The organism is Stenotrophomonas sp. 3(2025), from assembly GCF_052665395.1.
Map to the genome: position 1 here is coordinate 39,195 of NZ_JBQOIF010000020.1, position 13,197 is coordinate 52,391.

The window sequence follows — 13,197 nt, forward strand, 5'->3', positions numbered from 1 at the left end:
GACATGCCGGCCAACGGCCGGCACTACCTCACCATTCGGGCAGCTTCTCCGGCAGCAGGGCCCGGATCGGCTCGCCGTCGGCAGTGGCGGCCAGCTTCTCGGCCTCGGCGATGGGAAGATCGACCTGGAGCAGCCAGCCGTCTTCATCGGCCTGCTCGCTGCGGATTACTTCCAGTTGATGCAGGCGCGCGCGCAGGCGGCCGGCACTGGGCGGCAGGCGCAGCTCGCCGGTGACATGCTGCAGGCCCAGGCGCTTGCCGAGCACGGCCTGCAACAGCTCCATGCCCTGCCCGTCGCGTGCGGAAATCCACACCCGCTCGCGCCGCGATTCATCCGGTACGCCGTCCTGGCCATCGTGGCGCACATCGGCACCCTCGATACGGTCGATCTTGTTGAAAACCAGCAGCTGCGGCAGATCGCCGGCACCGACCGCGGTCAGCACCTCGTCGACCTGCGCGATGCGCTCCTCGCGATGCGGGTCCGCGGCATCGACGACATGCAGCAGGAAGTCCGCTTCCCTCGCTTCAGACAGGGTCGAGCGGAAGGCCGCCACCAGGTCATGCGGCAGGTCGCGTACGAAACCAACCGTATCGGCCAGCACCACGTTGCCACCGGGCACGGCGATACGGCGCACGGTTGGATCCAGGGTGGCGAACAACTGGTCGGCCGCATACGCCTCGGCGCCCGTCATCGCGTTGAACAAGGTCGATTTGCCGGCGTTGGTGTAGCCCACCAGGGCCACGCGCGGCAGTTCGCTGCGCACACGCGCACGGCGCATCTGGGTGCGCTGTACTTCGACTTTCTCCAGCCGCTTCTGTAGCTGTTCAACCCGCTTCTGCAGCAGGCGGCGATCGGTTTCCAGCTGGGTTTCACCCGGTCCGCGCAGGCCGATCGAACCGCCGCGCTGGCGCTCCAGGTGGGTCCACCCCCGCACCAGGCGGGTCGCCAGATGGCGCAGCTGGGCCAGCTCGACCTGCAGCTTGCCCTCATGGCTGTGCGCACGCTGGGCGAAGATGTCCAGGATCAGGCCGGTACGGTCGATCACCCGGCGCTCGAGGAAACGCTCCAGATTGCGTTCCTGGCCCGGGCTCAACGCGTGGTTGACCAGGATCAGGTCTGCGCCGGTGGCTTCGGCGGCGGCCTTGATCTCATCCAGCTTGCCGCTGCCGATCAGGGTCGACGGGTTGGGGCGATCCAGCCGCGCGGTGATGGTCACCGCGATGCTGGCGCCGGCCGAGCGGGCCAGATCACCGAATTCTTCCAGCACATCGTCTTCCAGCTTGCCGAAATGCGGCTGGATCAACAGGGCGTGTTCGCCCTTTTTCGAGCGGTCAAACATTCACCGCTCCAACATCATTCGTCTGCTTCATCACCCGCCTGACCATCCTCACCTGATTGCACGTACCCACCACCCGGGCCGACCTTGACGTTGCGCGCCGGCACCACGGTGGAAATGGCGTGCTTGTAGACCATCTGGCTGACGGTGTTGCGCAGCAGGACCACGAACTGATCGAACGATTCGATCGTGCCCTGCAGCTTGATGCCGTTGACCAGGTACACCGAAACCGGCACGCGCTCGCGCCGCAGTGCATTCAAGAAAGGATCCTGCAGCGATTGCCCCTTGGACATTGCACACTCCTGATTATTGTTCTTATTGGTAGCCGGCGGTTGCCGCGGCCCCCGAGCCGCTTGCCGGCCCATGATGGTACACGGCCAGCGTCGGTTCAGCGTGCAACGAAGGTCGACACCGCACCTGCGAGGCGCTCCCCATCCATATGGGGGTCGAACCAGCGCGCATCAAGCTCGCCGCGCAGCCAGGTAAGCTGGCGCTTGGCCAGTTGCCGGGTGGCGAAAATGGACTTGTCCCGGAAGCGGGCCGCGTCCCCGTCCCCGTCCAGGTACTCCCAGGCCTGGCGATACCCCACCGCGCGGACGGCGGGCAGGTCCAGCGGTGCGGCCACCGCCCGCATTTCCGGCAATGCACGCAGGGCGCGCACTTCGTCGAGGAAGCCCTGGGCGAGCATGGCGTCGAAGCGGGCCTCGATGCGCTGGTGCAGGACGGCGCGGTCGCGCGGCGCCAGAATCAGCTTCAACGTGCGCACCGGCAACGGGGCCACACCGGGGCGGCGCTGCCATTCACTGATCGGCGTGCCGGTCAGCCGGTAGACCTCCAGCGCCCGCTGGATGCGTTGCGGGTCGGTGGCATGGATGCGTGCTGCGGCGGCGGGGTCAACGGCGGCCAGTTCGGCGTGCAGCGCCACCCAGCCTCGCTCGGCGGCCTCGGCACTCAGCACGGCACGCATCGCCGGGTCGGCCTCCGGCATCGGCGACAGACCCTGCAACAGCGCGCGGAAGTACAGCCCCGTGCCGCCGGCCAGGATGGGAGTCTTGCCACGGGCGACGATGTCGGCCACCACGCGGGCGGCGTCGGCAGCGAACTCGGCCGCCGAATAGGTCTGCCAGGGATCACGCAGGTCCAGCAGGTGGTGCGGTGCCTGTGCGCGCTCGGCCGCATCCGGCTTGGCCGAACCGATATCCAGGCCGCGATAGACCAGCGCCGAATCGACACTGACGATTTCACCGTCCAGCTGCTGCGCCAGCGCGATCGCGGTGGCGGTCTTGCCGCTGGCGGTCGGCCCCATCACGGCGATCGCCAGCGGCCGCTGATCCACTGCCATCAGTCTTCGTCCGGCCAGCGGAGGGTCGGCTTGGCGTCCACCCGCACGGCAGGTACCGCCTCGACCGCCTGCCAGACCTTCAATGCATCGACCGTCGCTGCCACATCGTGCACGCGCACGATACGGGCGCCGCGCTGCACGGCGATCAAGTGTGCGGCCACCGACGCAGCGACACGCTCTGCCGGCGACTGACGACCGGTCAGCTCGCCCAGGCTGCGCTTGCGCGACAGCCCGGCCAGCATCGGCACGCCCAGTTCAAGGAAACGCTCCGAGCGGGCCAGCAGCGTCATGTTGTGGGCCGTGGTCTTGCCGAAGCCGAAGCCGAGGTCGATCACCAGATTCTTCTTGGCGATGCCGGCCATCTCCGCGGCGAACAGCCGCTGCACCAGGAAGCCATGGACCTCGGCGACCACGTCGTCGTACTGCGGGTCAGTCTGCATGTGACCCGGTTCGCCCTGCATGTGCATCAGCACCACCGGCACGCCTGCATCCGCCGCCGCCTGCAGCCCACCGTCCTGGCGCAGGCCGAAGATGTCGTTGATCATCCCGGCGCCTGAGGCAACGGCGGCACGCATCACCTCCGGCTTGAAGGTATCGATGCTGATCGGCACCGCCGTGCGCGCTGCCAGCTGTTCGATGACCGGCACGACACGACGCAGTTCCTCGTCGATCGACACCGGCGCCGCGCCCGGACGGGTCGATTCGCCGCCGATGTCGAGCAGGTCGGCGCCCTCCTCCACCAGCTTCAGGCCATGCGCGACCGCCGCCTCGGTGGTGTCATGGGCGCCACCATCGGAGAACGAATCCGGGGTGACGTTGACGATACCCATGACCCGGGCACGGTCCAGACGCAGGATGCGGCCGGCGCAATCGAGCTGGGGCGAGATGTCGAACATGGTCAATCCTGCGGGCAACGGAGGTTAGTTTAAGGCGGCAGGGCTGAGCCCTGCACCCGCAGAAGCGGTAATGCCGGCCGCTCTGGCCGGCAACCTCAACAGCAAAAGCAACCGCGGCATTCTGTGGGATGGCGGGGTGGGTCCGGTTGCGGGCGGCGCTGCCCGGTGGCCAGTAGATCCACGCCATGCGTGGATGAATCTCCATCGGAATCGAATATCTCGACAATTGAACGAAGAGCATCCACGCATGGCGTGGATCTACCGTGTCGACCAAGGTCGACACCTACCAGCAGCAGCGGGAAATTGTCGAAGGCGGGGCGCAGCCCTGCCGGCAAACCTCACCGCTGCCGGCGACGCTTCCGGTCCACGTACAGCGTCTTGATGATGCTCAGCAGGATACCCACCGCGATACCCACGCCACAGCCCAGCAGCAGATTGTCCACGGTCAGGCCGACAGCGACGCCGACTACGGTAGCGATCACCATCTCGGCGGTGTGGGAAATCGGTTCAGGCTTGGGGGCGGACATGCGGACTCCAGCGGACGGTCGGGATCGGATGGGCCGGGGGCCCGGAAACAACAAGGCCGGGTTGCCCCGGCCTCGTCTTGCGTTGCGTACGGCAGGCCGTCAGATCGATTCGGCCGGACCGGCGATCGGCGGCAACGGACGGGCATCGCCACCCTTGTCGTTGTTGCCGCCATCCTTGTTGGACTTGCCCCAGCCCATCGGCGGCGGCGGATCACGCCCTTCCATGATCGCGTCGATCTGCGGCGCATCGATGGTTTCGTACTGCAGCAGCAGCTGCGACATCGTGTGCAGCTTGTCGATGTTCTCGGTCAGCAGCTCGGTGGTGCGGGCGTACGCCTTGTCGAGGATGTTGCGCACTTCCTCGTCGATGCGACGGGCAGTGTCGTTGGACACGCTCTTGTGCTGGGTCACCGAACGGCCCAGGAACACCTCATCGTCCTCTTCGCCATAGGCGATCGGGCCGAGCTGCTCGGACAGGCCCCACTTGGTGACCATGTTGCGTGCCATCTTGGTGGCACGCTCGATGTCATTGGACGCACCGGTGGTGACCTTGTCGGTACCGAAGATCAGTTCTTCCGCCACGCGGCCACCGTACAGCGAGCACAGCTGCGACTGGATCGCCACGCGGTTCATCGAGTACTTGTCGCCTTCCGGCAGGTACATGGTCACGCCCAGCGCGCGGCCGCGCGGAATGATCGTGACCTTGTAGACCGGGTCATGTTCCGGCACCAGGCGGCCGACGATGGCATGGCCGGCTTCATGGTAGGCGGTGAGGGTCTTTTCCTCCTCGCTCATGGCCATCGAGCGGCGCTCGGCACCCATCAGGATCTTGTCGCGGGCACGATCGAAGTGGTCCATGCGGACCTCCTTCTCGTTGCCACGGGCGGCGAACAGGGCGGCCTCGTTGCAGAGGTTGGCCAGGTCGGCGCCCGAGAAGCCCGGGGTACCACGCGCGATCACCATCGGCACGACATCGTCGGCCAGCGGCAGCTTGCGCATGTGCACCTTGAGGATGTGCTCGCGGCCCTTCACGTCCGGCAGACCGACCACCACCTGGCGGTCGAAGCGGCCCGGACGCAGCAGCGCCGGGTCCAGCACGTCAGGACGGTTGGTGGCGGCGATCACGATCACGCCTTCGCCGCCTTCGAAACCGTCCATCTCGACCAGCAGCTGGTTCAGGGTCTGCTCGCGCTCGTCATGACCGCCGCCCAGGCCGGCACCACGGTGGCGACCGACGGCGTCGATTTCATCGATGAAGATGATGCACGGCGCGTGCTTCTTGGCCTGCTCGAACATGTCGCGCACACGGCTGGCGCCGACGCCGACGAACATTTCCACGAAGTCCGAGCCGGAGATCGAGAAGAACGGCACCTTGGCTTCACCGGCGATGGCCTTGGCCAGCAGCGTCTTGCCGGTACCCGGAGGGCCGACCATCAGCACGCCGCGCGGGATCTTGCCGCCGAGCTTGGTGAACTTGGACGGGTCACGCAGGAAGTCGACCAGTTCGCCGACTTCTTCCTTGGCCTCGTCGCAACCGGCAACGTCGGCGAAGGTGACCTTGATCTGGTCTTCGCCCTGCAGCTTGGCGCGCGACTTGCCGAAGGACATCGCGCCCTTGGCACCGCCGCCACCGCCCTGCATCTGCCGCATGATGAACAGCCAGAAGCCGATGATCAGGATGACCGGCAGGAAATTCATCAGGATCGCGCCGAGGGAGATGCCGCTGGACGGCTCTTCCTGCACGATCTCGACATTCTTGTTGCGCAGCACGTTGATCAGGTCGCGATCGAACGGCGCGGTGATGGTGGACGACTGTCCACCACGGGTGGTGTAGGTGATCTGGCTGGTACCGCCGCGCGTATCGCCGCCGAAGGCGACCTTCTGCACGTTGCCGGTGTCCACCTGGTCCAGGAACTGCGAGTACGAAGCGCCCTGCGCCCCGGGCCCCGAGGTCTTGGGCGAGAAGCTCTGGAAGACCACCATCAGCACGACGGCGACGACCACCCATAGCAGGAGGTTCTTGGTCAAGTCGTTCATCCTCATTGGCTCCGGTGTTCCTCTTAGTGCTGGCGTTGCGTTGGGGTCGAACTTACGGGGTCGAGCTTACTTCATGTGGGCGCGTTTTCCCTGACCCAAGGCATACACCTCGGGAGAGCGCTTGCGCGAGGCTTCCGGCTTGCGGATGGAGACCTTGTCGTACCGGCGGCGCATCTCGCGCACGTAGTCGTCAAAGCCTTCGCCCTGGAACAGCTTGATCAGGAATGCCCCACCGGTCTTGAGGTGGTTGTCGGCAAAATCCAGCGCCAGCTCCGCCAGGTGCATCATCCGCGGCTGGTCGACCGCGCCCACACCACTCTTATTGGGGGCCATGTCCGACAGCACAAGGTCCACCGGCTGATCCCCGAGCATCGCTTCAAACTGCGATAGGACGGTTTCTTCCCTGAAGTCACCGTGAAGGAACTCCACGCCGGCCAGCGGCGGCATGTCCAGGATGTCCAGGGCCAGCACACGGCCGGTATCGCCGATCTGTCTCCGCACCTGCTGAGACCAGCCACCCGGGGCCGCGCCGAGGTCGACCACCACCATGTGCGGCTTCAGCAGCCGGTCACGTTCGAGCAGTTCTTCAAGCTTGTAGGCCGCACGGGAGCGCATGCCTTCGGCCTGGGCCTTCTTCACGAAGGGATCGGAGAAGTGTTCCTTGAGCCAGCGCTGGCTGCTTTTGCTGCGGGTAGCCATTGGAAATAGGGGCTGATGGGGTCGCCATGATACCCTGATCGTCCCATTCAACCGTGTTTTCTGCATGCCCACTGCCTTGACCCCTTCCCAGACCCGTTTCCTGCGCGGCCAAGCCCACGACCTGAAGGCCCTGCTGCAGACCGGCGGCAAGGGCGTCACTCCGGCCTTCCTGACCGAGCTGAACGAAGTGCTGGAACGCCACGAACTGGTCAAGGTGAAGGTTGCCGCCGAAGACCGTGACGCCCGCGACGTGATGATCGGCGAGATCGTGCAGGCCACCGACAGTGCGCTGGTGCAGCGTATCGGCCATGTGGCCGTGCTGTATCGTCCGAGCAAGGAACACCGCCAGATCGTGCTGCCGCGCGGCTGATCGGACCCTGCCATGCAGCTGAACCACGAACTGCCCGACTACGCCTACAGCCTGCGCGCCGCTGACGGTCGCTCGGCACGGGTGAATGATCGCGTTCTGGGCAACAGCTTCTTCCTGACCCCGGACCAGCTGGTCGAACAGTGGCCGGTGACCGACGTCACGGCGCTGCAGCTGGCTGACCTGGAGCCGATCCTGGCACTGAAGCCGGCGTTGATACTGCTCGGCACCGGAGAGCGCCAGGCGTTCCCGCCGGCGGTTGTCATGGCTGCCTGCCTGTCGCGCGGCATCGGACTGGAAGTGATGAACAATCCGGCTGCCGCACGCACCTTCAACATCCTTGCCGGCGAAGGCCGCAAGGTGGCGGCCGCCTTCATCCTGGAAGGCTGAGGCCCGAGGTCGCCGGGCATGGCCCGGCGCTACCTGAAACACACGTTGCGTATATGTAAGCGTCCGAGCCCATGCTAGGGCAGTGCTGCATTGCGGCGTACAGCCGCCGGGCATGGCCCGGCGCTACCCGTATCTGCCCGCGCTAGCGCGCCGGTAGATACTGCTGCGGGTCGAAAGGCAGACGAGCACGGCGCGGCTCTACAGGCGCAAGGCAATCGCGGCATCTGTGAGCGTCCGAGCCCATGCTCGGGCAGCGCTCCATTGCGGCGTACAGCCGCCGGGCATGGCCCGGCGCTACCCGCGTATCTGCCCGCGCTAGCGCGCCGGCAGATATTGCTGCGGGTCGACCGGCTTGCCGTTGTAGCGGATCTCGAAGTGCAGCATGTCCCGGTTGGCGCCGGTTCGGCCCATCTCGGCGATCTGCTCGCCGGCCTTCACGCTCTGCCCTTCATTGACCAGGCGCTTGCGGTTGTGGCCATAGGCCGACAGCCACTGGTCGCTGTGCTTGATGATGATCAGCTCGCCATAGCCGACCAGGCCGGCACCGGAGTACACCACCACGCCATTGGCCGTGGCCTTCACCGGTGCACCGCTGGTGCCGGCGATGTCCACGCCCTGCTTGGTCGCATCCCCGGCCACGTAGCGGCCCACGACTGCGCCATCGGCCGGCCAGCGCCAGGCGATGTTGCTCTTGACCGGACCGGCCGGAACCGGCGTCGGCGCGGTACTGCCGCCAGACGTGCTGCCAGCCGGACGCGGCGCGGTGACCACGGTGGTCGGCGCACGACCGCCACCGGAACCGGCCGGATACAGGCGGATCACCTGCCCCGGGTAAATGGTCGACGGGTTGTCCAGATTGTTCCAGGCGATCAGGTCGGCCGGCGTGATGTCGTGGATGCGGGCCAGCGCATAGATGGTGTCGCCCTTGCGCACGACCACCGTCTGCCCCGGCTTGGGCACCGACGTCTTCGGCGTGCTGACGCCACTGCTGCCGCCGCCACTGGGCCGGACCACGGTGGCGGTGCCACAGGCGGCCAGGGTGGATACCAGCAACGCCAGCGCGCCGATGCGCACTCCCTTGCTCAGACGATCTGCACTCATGCGAACTTCGACCTCCATACAAGCCAGGCGATCAGCACCACCACCAACGCGGTGGCGATCCAGCCCAGCGGTTCAATCCATCGGCGCAGCGCAGCTTCCGCGCGCGCACCACCGATACGGATGACCGCAGCCAGCACGAACACGCGCTTGCCACGACCGATCAACATGCTCAACAGGTACTGCGGCATCGGCACGCCGACGATACCCGATGCCCACGTGAAGACCTTCATCGGAATCGGCATGAAGCCGCCCAGCACCAGGAAGGTGAACACCGCCCAGGGCGACTCCACCATCTTCGCCTGCACGGTAGCAATGCCCTGCTCGATCGCCGGCAGCATGCCCAGCGCCTCGAACACCGGCTTGACCGCTTCGAATGCATAGTGGCCCAGCGCGTAGCCGATCAGCGCGCCGACCATCGAGCCGGCCAGGCTGAGGGTGGCGAACCACCAGCCGCGCTTGGGCTGGGCCACGCACATCGGCGCCAGCATCACTTCCGGCATCACCGGGAAGATGATGGCTTCGAAAAAGCTCAGCACCATCAGATAAGTCGGCGCGCGCTCATGCGCAGCCCACTTCATTGCCCGCTCGTACAGCGGCCCGAAAATCTTCATGCAACCCTGCTCCGTGGATTCAATCGAGCATGCCAGACAGCAGCGGCACGAAGGTGACCGGCGCCAGCACGCGTTGTTCGATGCTGCCGTCATCCTTGCGGTCGAGCTGCACCAGCGACTGTGCGCCCGCGCCACCGACCGGGGCGACCAGGCGGCCACCTGCAGCCAGCTGCTCGACCAGCGCATCGACCAGTGCCGGTGCGGCGGCGGTAACCACGATGGCGTCGAACGGGCCATGCTCGGCCCAGCCCACGCGGCCGTCGTCGTGCTTGGTGCGGATGTTCATGCCCAGCGCGCGGAACCGCTTGCGCGCCTGCCGCAGCAGGTCACCGATGCGCTCGACGGTATAGACCTCCAGCCCCAGCGCGCCGAGCACGGCGGCCTGATAGCCCGAGCCGGTACCCACTTCGAGCACCTTCTTCGGCGCCACCTGCAGCACGGCCTCGGTCATCCGCGCGACCACCCACGGCTGCGAAATGGTCTGGCCGTGGCCGATCGGCAGCGCGGTGTCTTCATATGCGCGCGAGGCCAGGGCCTCATCGATGAATAGATGGCGCGGCACCACCCGGATCGCGTTCAGCGTCGACTCGTCGACGATGCCGGCTTCGCGCAGGCGGTCGACCAGGCGGTCGCGCACGCGCTGCGATGTCATGCCGATGCCGACTGCTTCCGGCTGCAGGCGCAGGCGTGGGCTCATGCCGGCCGGTCCAGCGCGGCGCTGAGGCCGCCGACCCAGCTGGCGACCTTCTCCAGTGCCTGGTAGCGGGTCAGGTCAACCTGGATCGGGGTGATAGAAATGTGGCCGGTGCGCACCGCATGGAAATCGGTGCCCGGGCCGGAGTCCTGCTCGCGGCCGGCCGGACCGATCCAGTACACCTCGTTGCCGCGCGGGTCTTTCTGCGCGATGCAGCCTTCGGCGCGATGACGGTTGCCCAGGCGGGTGACTTCGAAGCCCTTGACCTCGCTCCACGGCAGGTCCGGCACATTGACGTTGAGGATGGTGTCGGCCGGCAGCGGATCGGCCTTGAGGCGGGCAACAATCTCCACTGCGGCACGCGCCGCCGTCTCGAAATGCTTCGGGTCGTGGTTACGGGTCACCAGCGACACCGCCACTGCAGGCAGTCCGAGGAAACGACCTTCCATCGCCGCCGAGACGGTGCCGGAATAGATCACGTCGTCGCCGAGGTTGGCGGCATTGTTGATACCGGACACGACAATGTCAGGCTCGAATTCCAGCAGGCCGGTGAGCGCAAGGTGCACGCAGTCGGTGGGCGTGCCGGCCACCGACACGGTGTAGTGGTCGATGCGCTTGAGCCGGATCGGCAGATCCAGGGTCAGCGAATTGCTGGCACCGGAGCGGTCGCGGTCGGGTGCGACCACCGTGACTTCGTGCCCGGCCTCGCGCAGCACGGATGCAAGCATCCGGATGCCCGCCGCGTCGACACCGTCATCATTGCTGACCAGGATGCGCATCTTCGATTTAACCGCTTGATTTTCCAAGAATTCGATCCCGTCACCTTGCAACGTGGGCGAAGCCGGCCCGTCTCCTCCAGGGAGGCGGCAGCTCCGCAAGTGCGCCGACTATTGTGCCGCAAGCGGGCGCTGGGTCCTACCCTGTCTGCTGTCACGGCCGACATCCAACGGTCATAGGCAGACCCGCGCAGGCGGTTTAACCTGTGCGCATGTCGCACCCTGAAGACGAAGATCCGGCTGCATTGTTCCGTGCCGCCATCGGCGAAGTGACGCCGCTGCGCAAGGAAGTGGAGCCCGCCCCTGCTGCGCCGCGGCCCAGGCCGCGTGCGCGCATGGCCGAGCGCGACGACGCGGAAGCCGCCGGTGAGTTCGCCCGGCTGCTGCGCGACAACGCTCCGCTGGAAGCGGGCGACGTTGCCAGCTACCGGCGCGACAACCTGCCGCCGCGCCTGTTCCAGCGCCTGAAGCGCGGACAGTACTCGGTGCAGGACGAACTGGACCTGCACGGCGCCACCGCCGCGCAGGCCGAGATGATGCTGCGCCAGTTCCTGCTGGAGGCCCACGCCCACGAGTACGGCTGCGTGCGCATCATCCACGGCAAGGGCCTGCAGTCCGATGGCAGTGCGCCGGTGCTGAAGAACCTGGTGGACCGCCTGCTGCGCCTGCGCAACGACGTGCTGGCGTTCCATTCCGCCCCGACCGGGCAAGGCGGGACCGGCGCCATGCTGGTGCTGCTGGCGCGGCGTTGACGTTCTGCCGGTGGGATTCATCCACGCATGGCGTGGATCTACTGACGGCCCATCCACGCATGGCGTGGGTCTACTGCGGCGGGCGGAGGAAAGTGGATCCACGGCATGCGTGGATGCTCTTCGCCTCCGCCACCATTTCCGTCAGGCCTGCGAAGCGTCTTCGACCGGGCCCAGCTCGTGCAGGACCGCAGTGGCATAGCAGCCTGGCGGCAGCGCGAAGGACAATTCCAGTACGTCAGCGGCCAGCCACTGGTGCTGGAGCAGCGCCGGACGCAGCCGCAGCGCGCGCCGCTCCTGCTTCAGCCGCGCCTCTTCCAGGCCGCCGCGCAGCGCCTTGGATTCGCCATCATCCAGCGCTGCCAGTTCCAGCTCACGGGCGGCGTCGCTGCTGCGCAGCTCACCCTCGCCCCACAACGGAGCACTGGGGTGGATGTCGAATCGTGCCAGGCGCTCGGCCAGCACGTCGCTGTAGGGCTCGGGGCCGAACACGCTGCGGCTGCCATCAAGCATCCACACTTCGCCCTGCAGCGGCTGGTCCCAGCTGCCCTGCTCCACGCGTGCGGCCAGCACGCGGTTGAACAAGGCCGAACGCGCCGCCGACAACAGCAGCGAACGCTGGTCCTTGCGCATGCGCCGGCCACCGAACATCGCCAGCGCAGCGGGAACGTTGCCGCCATCGCGCCCGAAGCGCTGCTCGCCGAACCAGTTCGGCAGGCCGCGCATGGCGATCTGCTGCAGGCGCTCGTCGATCGCCGCCGCATCACCCTGCACATCGCGCAGCACCAGCCTGAAGCGGTTGCCCGCCAGCGCACCGCGCTGCAGCTTGCGGTTGTGCCAGGTGGAGTCGATCACCTCGATCTCGTCACTGGCCAGCTCGGCCAGATCGGGCGCGACGCGCTTGGGCAGATGTACGCTGAAACGCTGGGTGGTGACCGCGTTGCGATCCTTCATGCCGGCATAGCTGACCGCCATTTCCGGCAGGCCCGCCCACTTGGCCAGTACCTTGGCCACGTGCACCGTATTGGCGCCACGCTTGCGGATATGCAGCAGCAGATGCTCGCCTTCACCGGTCGCTTCGAAAGCGGGCAGCTCATCGACCTGGAAATCTTCCGGCGTGGTGCGGATGCGCGCCTGCAGCAGCGGTGCACCGAACGCGAGCGGCAACGGGATCATGCGGCCACCAGCAGCACGACCGCCTGCGCAGCGATGCCTTCGCCACGGCCAGTGAAGCCCAGCTTCTCGGACGTGGTGGCCTTGACGCTCACCGCATCCAACGGCAGCTGCAACAGTTCACCGATGCGCTCGCGCATGGCCAGCGCATGCGGGCCGACCTTGGGCCGTTCGCAGATCACGGTGATGTCGGTGTTGCCGACACGCCAGCCGCGCTCGCGCAGCAGGCCATCGCAATGGCGCACGAACTCGCTGCTGTCCGCGCCCTTCCAGCGGTCGTCAGTGGGCGGGAAGTGCTGGCCGATGTCACCCAGCGCGATCGCACCGAGCATGGCGTCGCACAACGCGTGCAGGATGACGTCGCCGTCACTGTGCGCAAGCACGCCGCAGCTGTGCGGCACCGCGATGCCACCGAGCATGATGTGGTCGCCTTCACCGAAGGCATGGACGTCGTAGCCCTGGCCGATACGGACGGGCGGGAACGGAGAGGTGCTCATGG

The 13,197-nt window shown here is 66.7% G+C and carries 16 protein-coding genes; 3 read left to right on the top strand and 13 right to left on the bottom strand.

What is annotated here, in order from left to right; all coding sequences use genetic code 11:
- Positions 1–28: 28 nt before the first annotated feature.
- From hflX to rlmE, 7 genes are all read right to left on the bottom strand, one after another.
- On the bottom strand, positions 29–1,339 hold the full coding sequence (gene hflX / locus ACUXVE_RS14985) for a ribosome rescue GTPase HflX (protein ID WP_093820055.1): 1,311 nt from the start codon (positions 1,337–1,339) through the stop codon (positions 29–31).
- Positions 1,340–1,353: 14 nt separating this feature from the next.
- A complete protein-coding gene (gene hfq, locus ACUXVE_RS14990) occupies positions 1,354–1,629 on the bottom strand; it encodes an RNA chaperone Hfq (RefSeq protein ID WP_025878916.1) in 276 nt (91 codons plus the stop codon).
- Positions 1,630–1,724: 95 nt separating this feature from the next.
- Positions 1,725–2,678 carry a tRNA (adenosine(37)-N6)-dimethylallyltransferase MiaA gene (miaA, locus tag ACUXVE_RS14995; protein ID WP_222389989.1) on the bottom strand — a complete coding sequence of 318 codons (954 nt, stop codon included), beginning with the start codon at positions 2,676–2,678 and terminating at the stop codon, positions 1,725–1,727.
- The gene (gene folP, locus ACUXVE_RS15000; RefSeq protein ID WP_445514700.1) at positions 2,678–3,574 is read right to left on the bottom strand and encodes a dihydropteroate synthase; all 897 of its coding nucleotides are present in this window, start codon (positions 3,572–3,574) and stop codon (positions 2,678–2,680) included. Before folP ends, miaA begins: the two co-directional genes overlap by 1 nt.
- 338 nt (positions 3,575–3,912) lie before the next feature.
- Positions 3,913–4,101 (bottom strand): hypothetical protein, encoded by a 189-nt coding sequence (locus tag ACUXVE_RS15005; protein WP_025878913.1) that lies wholly within the window; start codon positions 4,099–4,101, stop codon positions 3,913–3,915.
- Positions 4,102–4,200: 99 nt separating this feature from the next.
- Positions 4,201–6,138, bottom strand: coding sequence for an ATP-dependent zinc metalloprotease FtsH (gene ftsH, locus ACUXVE_RS15010; RefSeq protein WP_222389992.1), 1,938 nt, complete (start codon positions 6,136–6,138; stop codon positions 4,201–4,203).
- Between the two features lie 66 nt (positions 6,139–6,204).
- Entirely contained in the window at positions 6,205–6,837 is a 633-nt protein-coding gene (rlmE, locus tag ACUXVE_RS15015) for a 23S rRNA (uridine(2552)-2'-O)-methyltransferase RlmE (protein WP_008265654.1), read from the bottom strand.
- A gap of 64 nt (positions 6,838–6,901) precedes the next feature.
- Here rlmE and yhbY point away from each other — a divergent pair, with 64 nt between their 5' ends.
- Positions 6,902–7,207, top strand: a complete 306-nt coding sequence (gene yhbY / locus ACUXVE_RS15020) for a ribosome assembly RNA-binding protein YhbY (RefSeq protein ID WP_025878910.1) — start codon at positions 6,902–6,904, stop codon at positions 7,205–7,207.
- Positions 7,208–7,219: 12 nt separating this feature from the next.
- Positions 7,220–7,594 (top strand): Mth938-like domain-containing protein, encoded by a 375-nt coding sequence (locus tag ACUXVE_RS15025; RefSeq protein ID WP_208082923.1) that lies wholly within the window; start codon positions 7,220–7,222, stop codon positions 7,592–7,594.
- A 315-nt stretch (positions 7,595–7,909) separates the two neighbouring features.
- Here ACUXVE_RS15025 and ACUXVE_RS15030 read toward each other — a convergent pair whose 3' ends face one another.
- From ACUXVE_RS15030 to surE, 4 genes are read right to left on the bottom strand one after another with little or no spacing between them, the layout of a single operon-like run.
- Entirely contained in the window at positions 7,910–8,695 is a 786-nt protein-coding gene (locus tag ACUXVE_RS15030; RefSeq protein WP_093820063.1) for a peptidoglycan DD-metalloendopeptidase family protein, read from the bottom strand.
- Entirely contained in the window at positions 8,692–9,306 is a 615-nt protein-coding gene (locus ACUXVE_RS15035; protein ID WP_025878907.1) for a YqaA family protein, read from the bottom strand. Before ACUXVE_RS15035 ends, ACUXVE_RS15030 begins: the two co-directional genes overlap by 4 nt.
- A 19-nt stretch (positions 9,307–9,325) precedes the next feature.
- Positions 9,326–10,003 (bottom strand): protein-L-isoaspartate(D-aspartate) O-methyltransferase, encoded by a 678-nt coding sequence (locus tag ACUXVE_RS15040; RefSeq protein ID WP_025878906.1) that lies wholly within the window; start codon positions 10,001–10,003, stop codon positions 9,326–9,328.
- A complete protein-coding gene (gene surE, locus ACUXVE_RS15045) occupies positions 10,000–10,779 on the bottom strand; it encodes a 5'/3'-nucleotidase SurE (RefSeq protein ID WP_025878905.1) in 780 nt (259 codons plus the stop codon). Before surE ends, ACUXVE_RS15040 begins: the two co-directional genes overlap by 4 nt.
- A 209-nt stretch (positions 10,780–10,988) precedes the next feature.
- On the opposite strand from surE, the gene ACUXVE_RS15050 reads away from it, so the two are divergent.
- Positions 10,989–11,528 (top strand): Smr/MutS family protein, encoded by a 540-nt coding sequence (locus ACUXVE_RS15050; protein WP_032976509.1) that lies wholly within the window; start codon positions 10,989–10,991, stop codon positions 11,526–11,528.
- A 141-nt stretch (positions 11,529–11,669) separates the two neighbouring features.
- Here the strand turns inward: ACUXVE_RS15050 and truD are convergent, their stop codons facing one another.
- On the bottom strand, positions 11,670–12,701 hold the full coding sequence (gene truD / locus ACUXVE_RS15055) for a tRNA pseudouridine(13) synthase TruD (RefSeq protein WP_445514701.1): 1,032 nt from the start codon (positions 12,699–12,701) through the stop codon (positions 11,670–11,672).
- A complete protein-coding gene (gene ispF, locus ACUXVE_RS15060) occupies positions 12,698–13,195 on the bottom strand; it encodes a 2-C-methyl-D-erythritol 2,4-cyclodiphosphate synthase (RefSeq protein WP_025878902.1) in 498 nt (165 codons plus the stop codon). The genes truD and ispF overlap by 4 nt, the downstream gene beginning before the upstream one ends.
- Positions 13,196–13,197: the final 2 nt, after the last annotated feature.

Excerpts from the sequence above, each read along its gene's own strand:
- hflX (WP_093820055.1), bottom strand. The coding sequence starts at position 1,339 with ATGTTTGACCGCTCGAAAAAGGGCGAACACGCCCTGTTGATCCAGCCG.
- hfq (WP_025878916.1), bottom strand. The coding sequence starts at position 1,629 with ATGTCCAAGGGGCAATCGCTGCAGGATCCTTTCTTGAATGCACTGCGG.
- miaA (WP_222389989.1), bottom strand. The coding sequence starts at position 2,678 with ATGGCAGTGGATCAGCGGCCGCTGGCGATCGCCGTGATGGGGCCGACC.
- folP (WP_445514700.1), bottom strand. The coding sequence starts at position 3,574 with ATGTTCGACATCTCGCCCCAGCTCGATTGCGCCGGCCGCATCCTGCGT.
- ACUXVE_RS15005 (WP_025878913.1), bottom strand. The coding sequence starts at position 4,101 with ATGTCCGCCCCCAAGCCTGAACCGATTTCCCACACCGCCGAGATGGTG.
- ftsH (WP_222389992.1), bottom strand. The coding sequence starts at position 6,138 with ATGAACGACTTGACCAAGAACCTCCTGCTATGGGTGGTCGTCGCCGTC.
- rlmE (WP_008265654.1), bottom strand. The coding sequence starts at position 6,837 with ATGGCTACCCGCAGCAAAAGCAGCCAGCGCTGGCTCAAGGAACACTTC.
- yhbY (WP_025878910.1), top strand. The coding sequence starts at position 6,902 with ATGCCCACTGCCTTGACCCCTTCCCAGACCCGTTTCCTGCGCGGCCAA.
- ACUXVE_RS15025 (WP_208082923.1), top strand. The coding sequence starts at position 7,220 with ATGCAGCTGAACCACGAACTGCCCGACTACGCCTACAGCCTGCGCGCC.
- ACUXVE_RS15030 (WP_093820063.1), bottom strand. The coding sequence starts at position 8,695 with ATGAGTGCAGATCGTCTGAGCAAGGGAGTGCGCATCGGCGCGCTGGCG.
- ACUXVE_RS15035 (WP_025878907.1), bottom strand. The coding sequence starts at position 9,306 with ATGAAGATTTTCGGGCCGCTGTACGAGCGGGCAATGAAGTGGGCTGCG.
- ACUXVE_RS15040 (WP_025878906.1), bottom strand. The coding sequence starts at position 10,003 with ATGAGCCCACGCCTGCGCCTGCAGCCGGAAGCAGTCGGCATCGGCATG.
- surE (WP_025878905.1), bottom strand. The coding sequence starts at position 10,779 with ATGCGCATCCTGGTCAGCAATGATGACGGTGTCGACGCGGCGGGCATC.
- ACUXVE_RS15050 (WP_032976509.1), top strand. The coding sequence starts at position 10,989 with ATGTCGCACCCTGAAGACGAAGATCCGGCTGCATTGTTCCGTGCCGCC.
- truD (WP_445514701.1), bottom strand. The coding sequence starts at position 12,701 with ATGATCCCGTTGCCGCTCGCGTTCGGTGCACCGCTGCTGCAGGCGCGC.
- ispF (WP_025878902.1), bottom strand. The coding sequence starts at position 13,195 with ATGAGCACCTCTCCGTTCCCGCCCGTCCGTATCGGCCAGGGCTACGAC.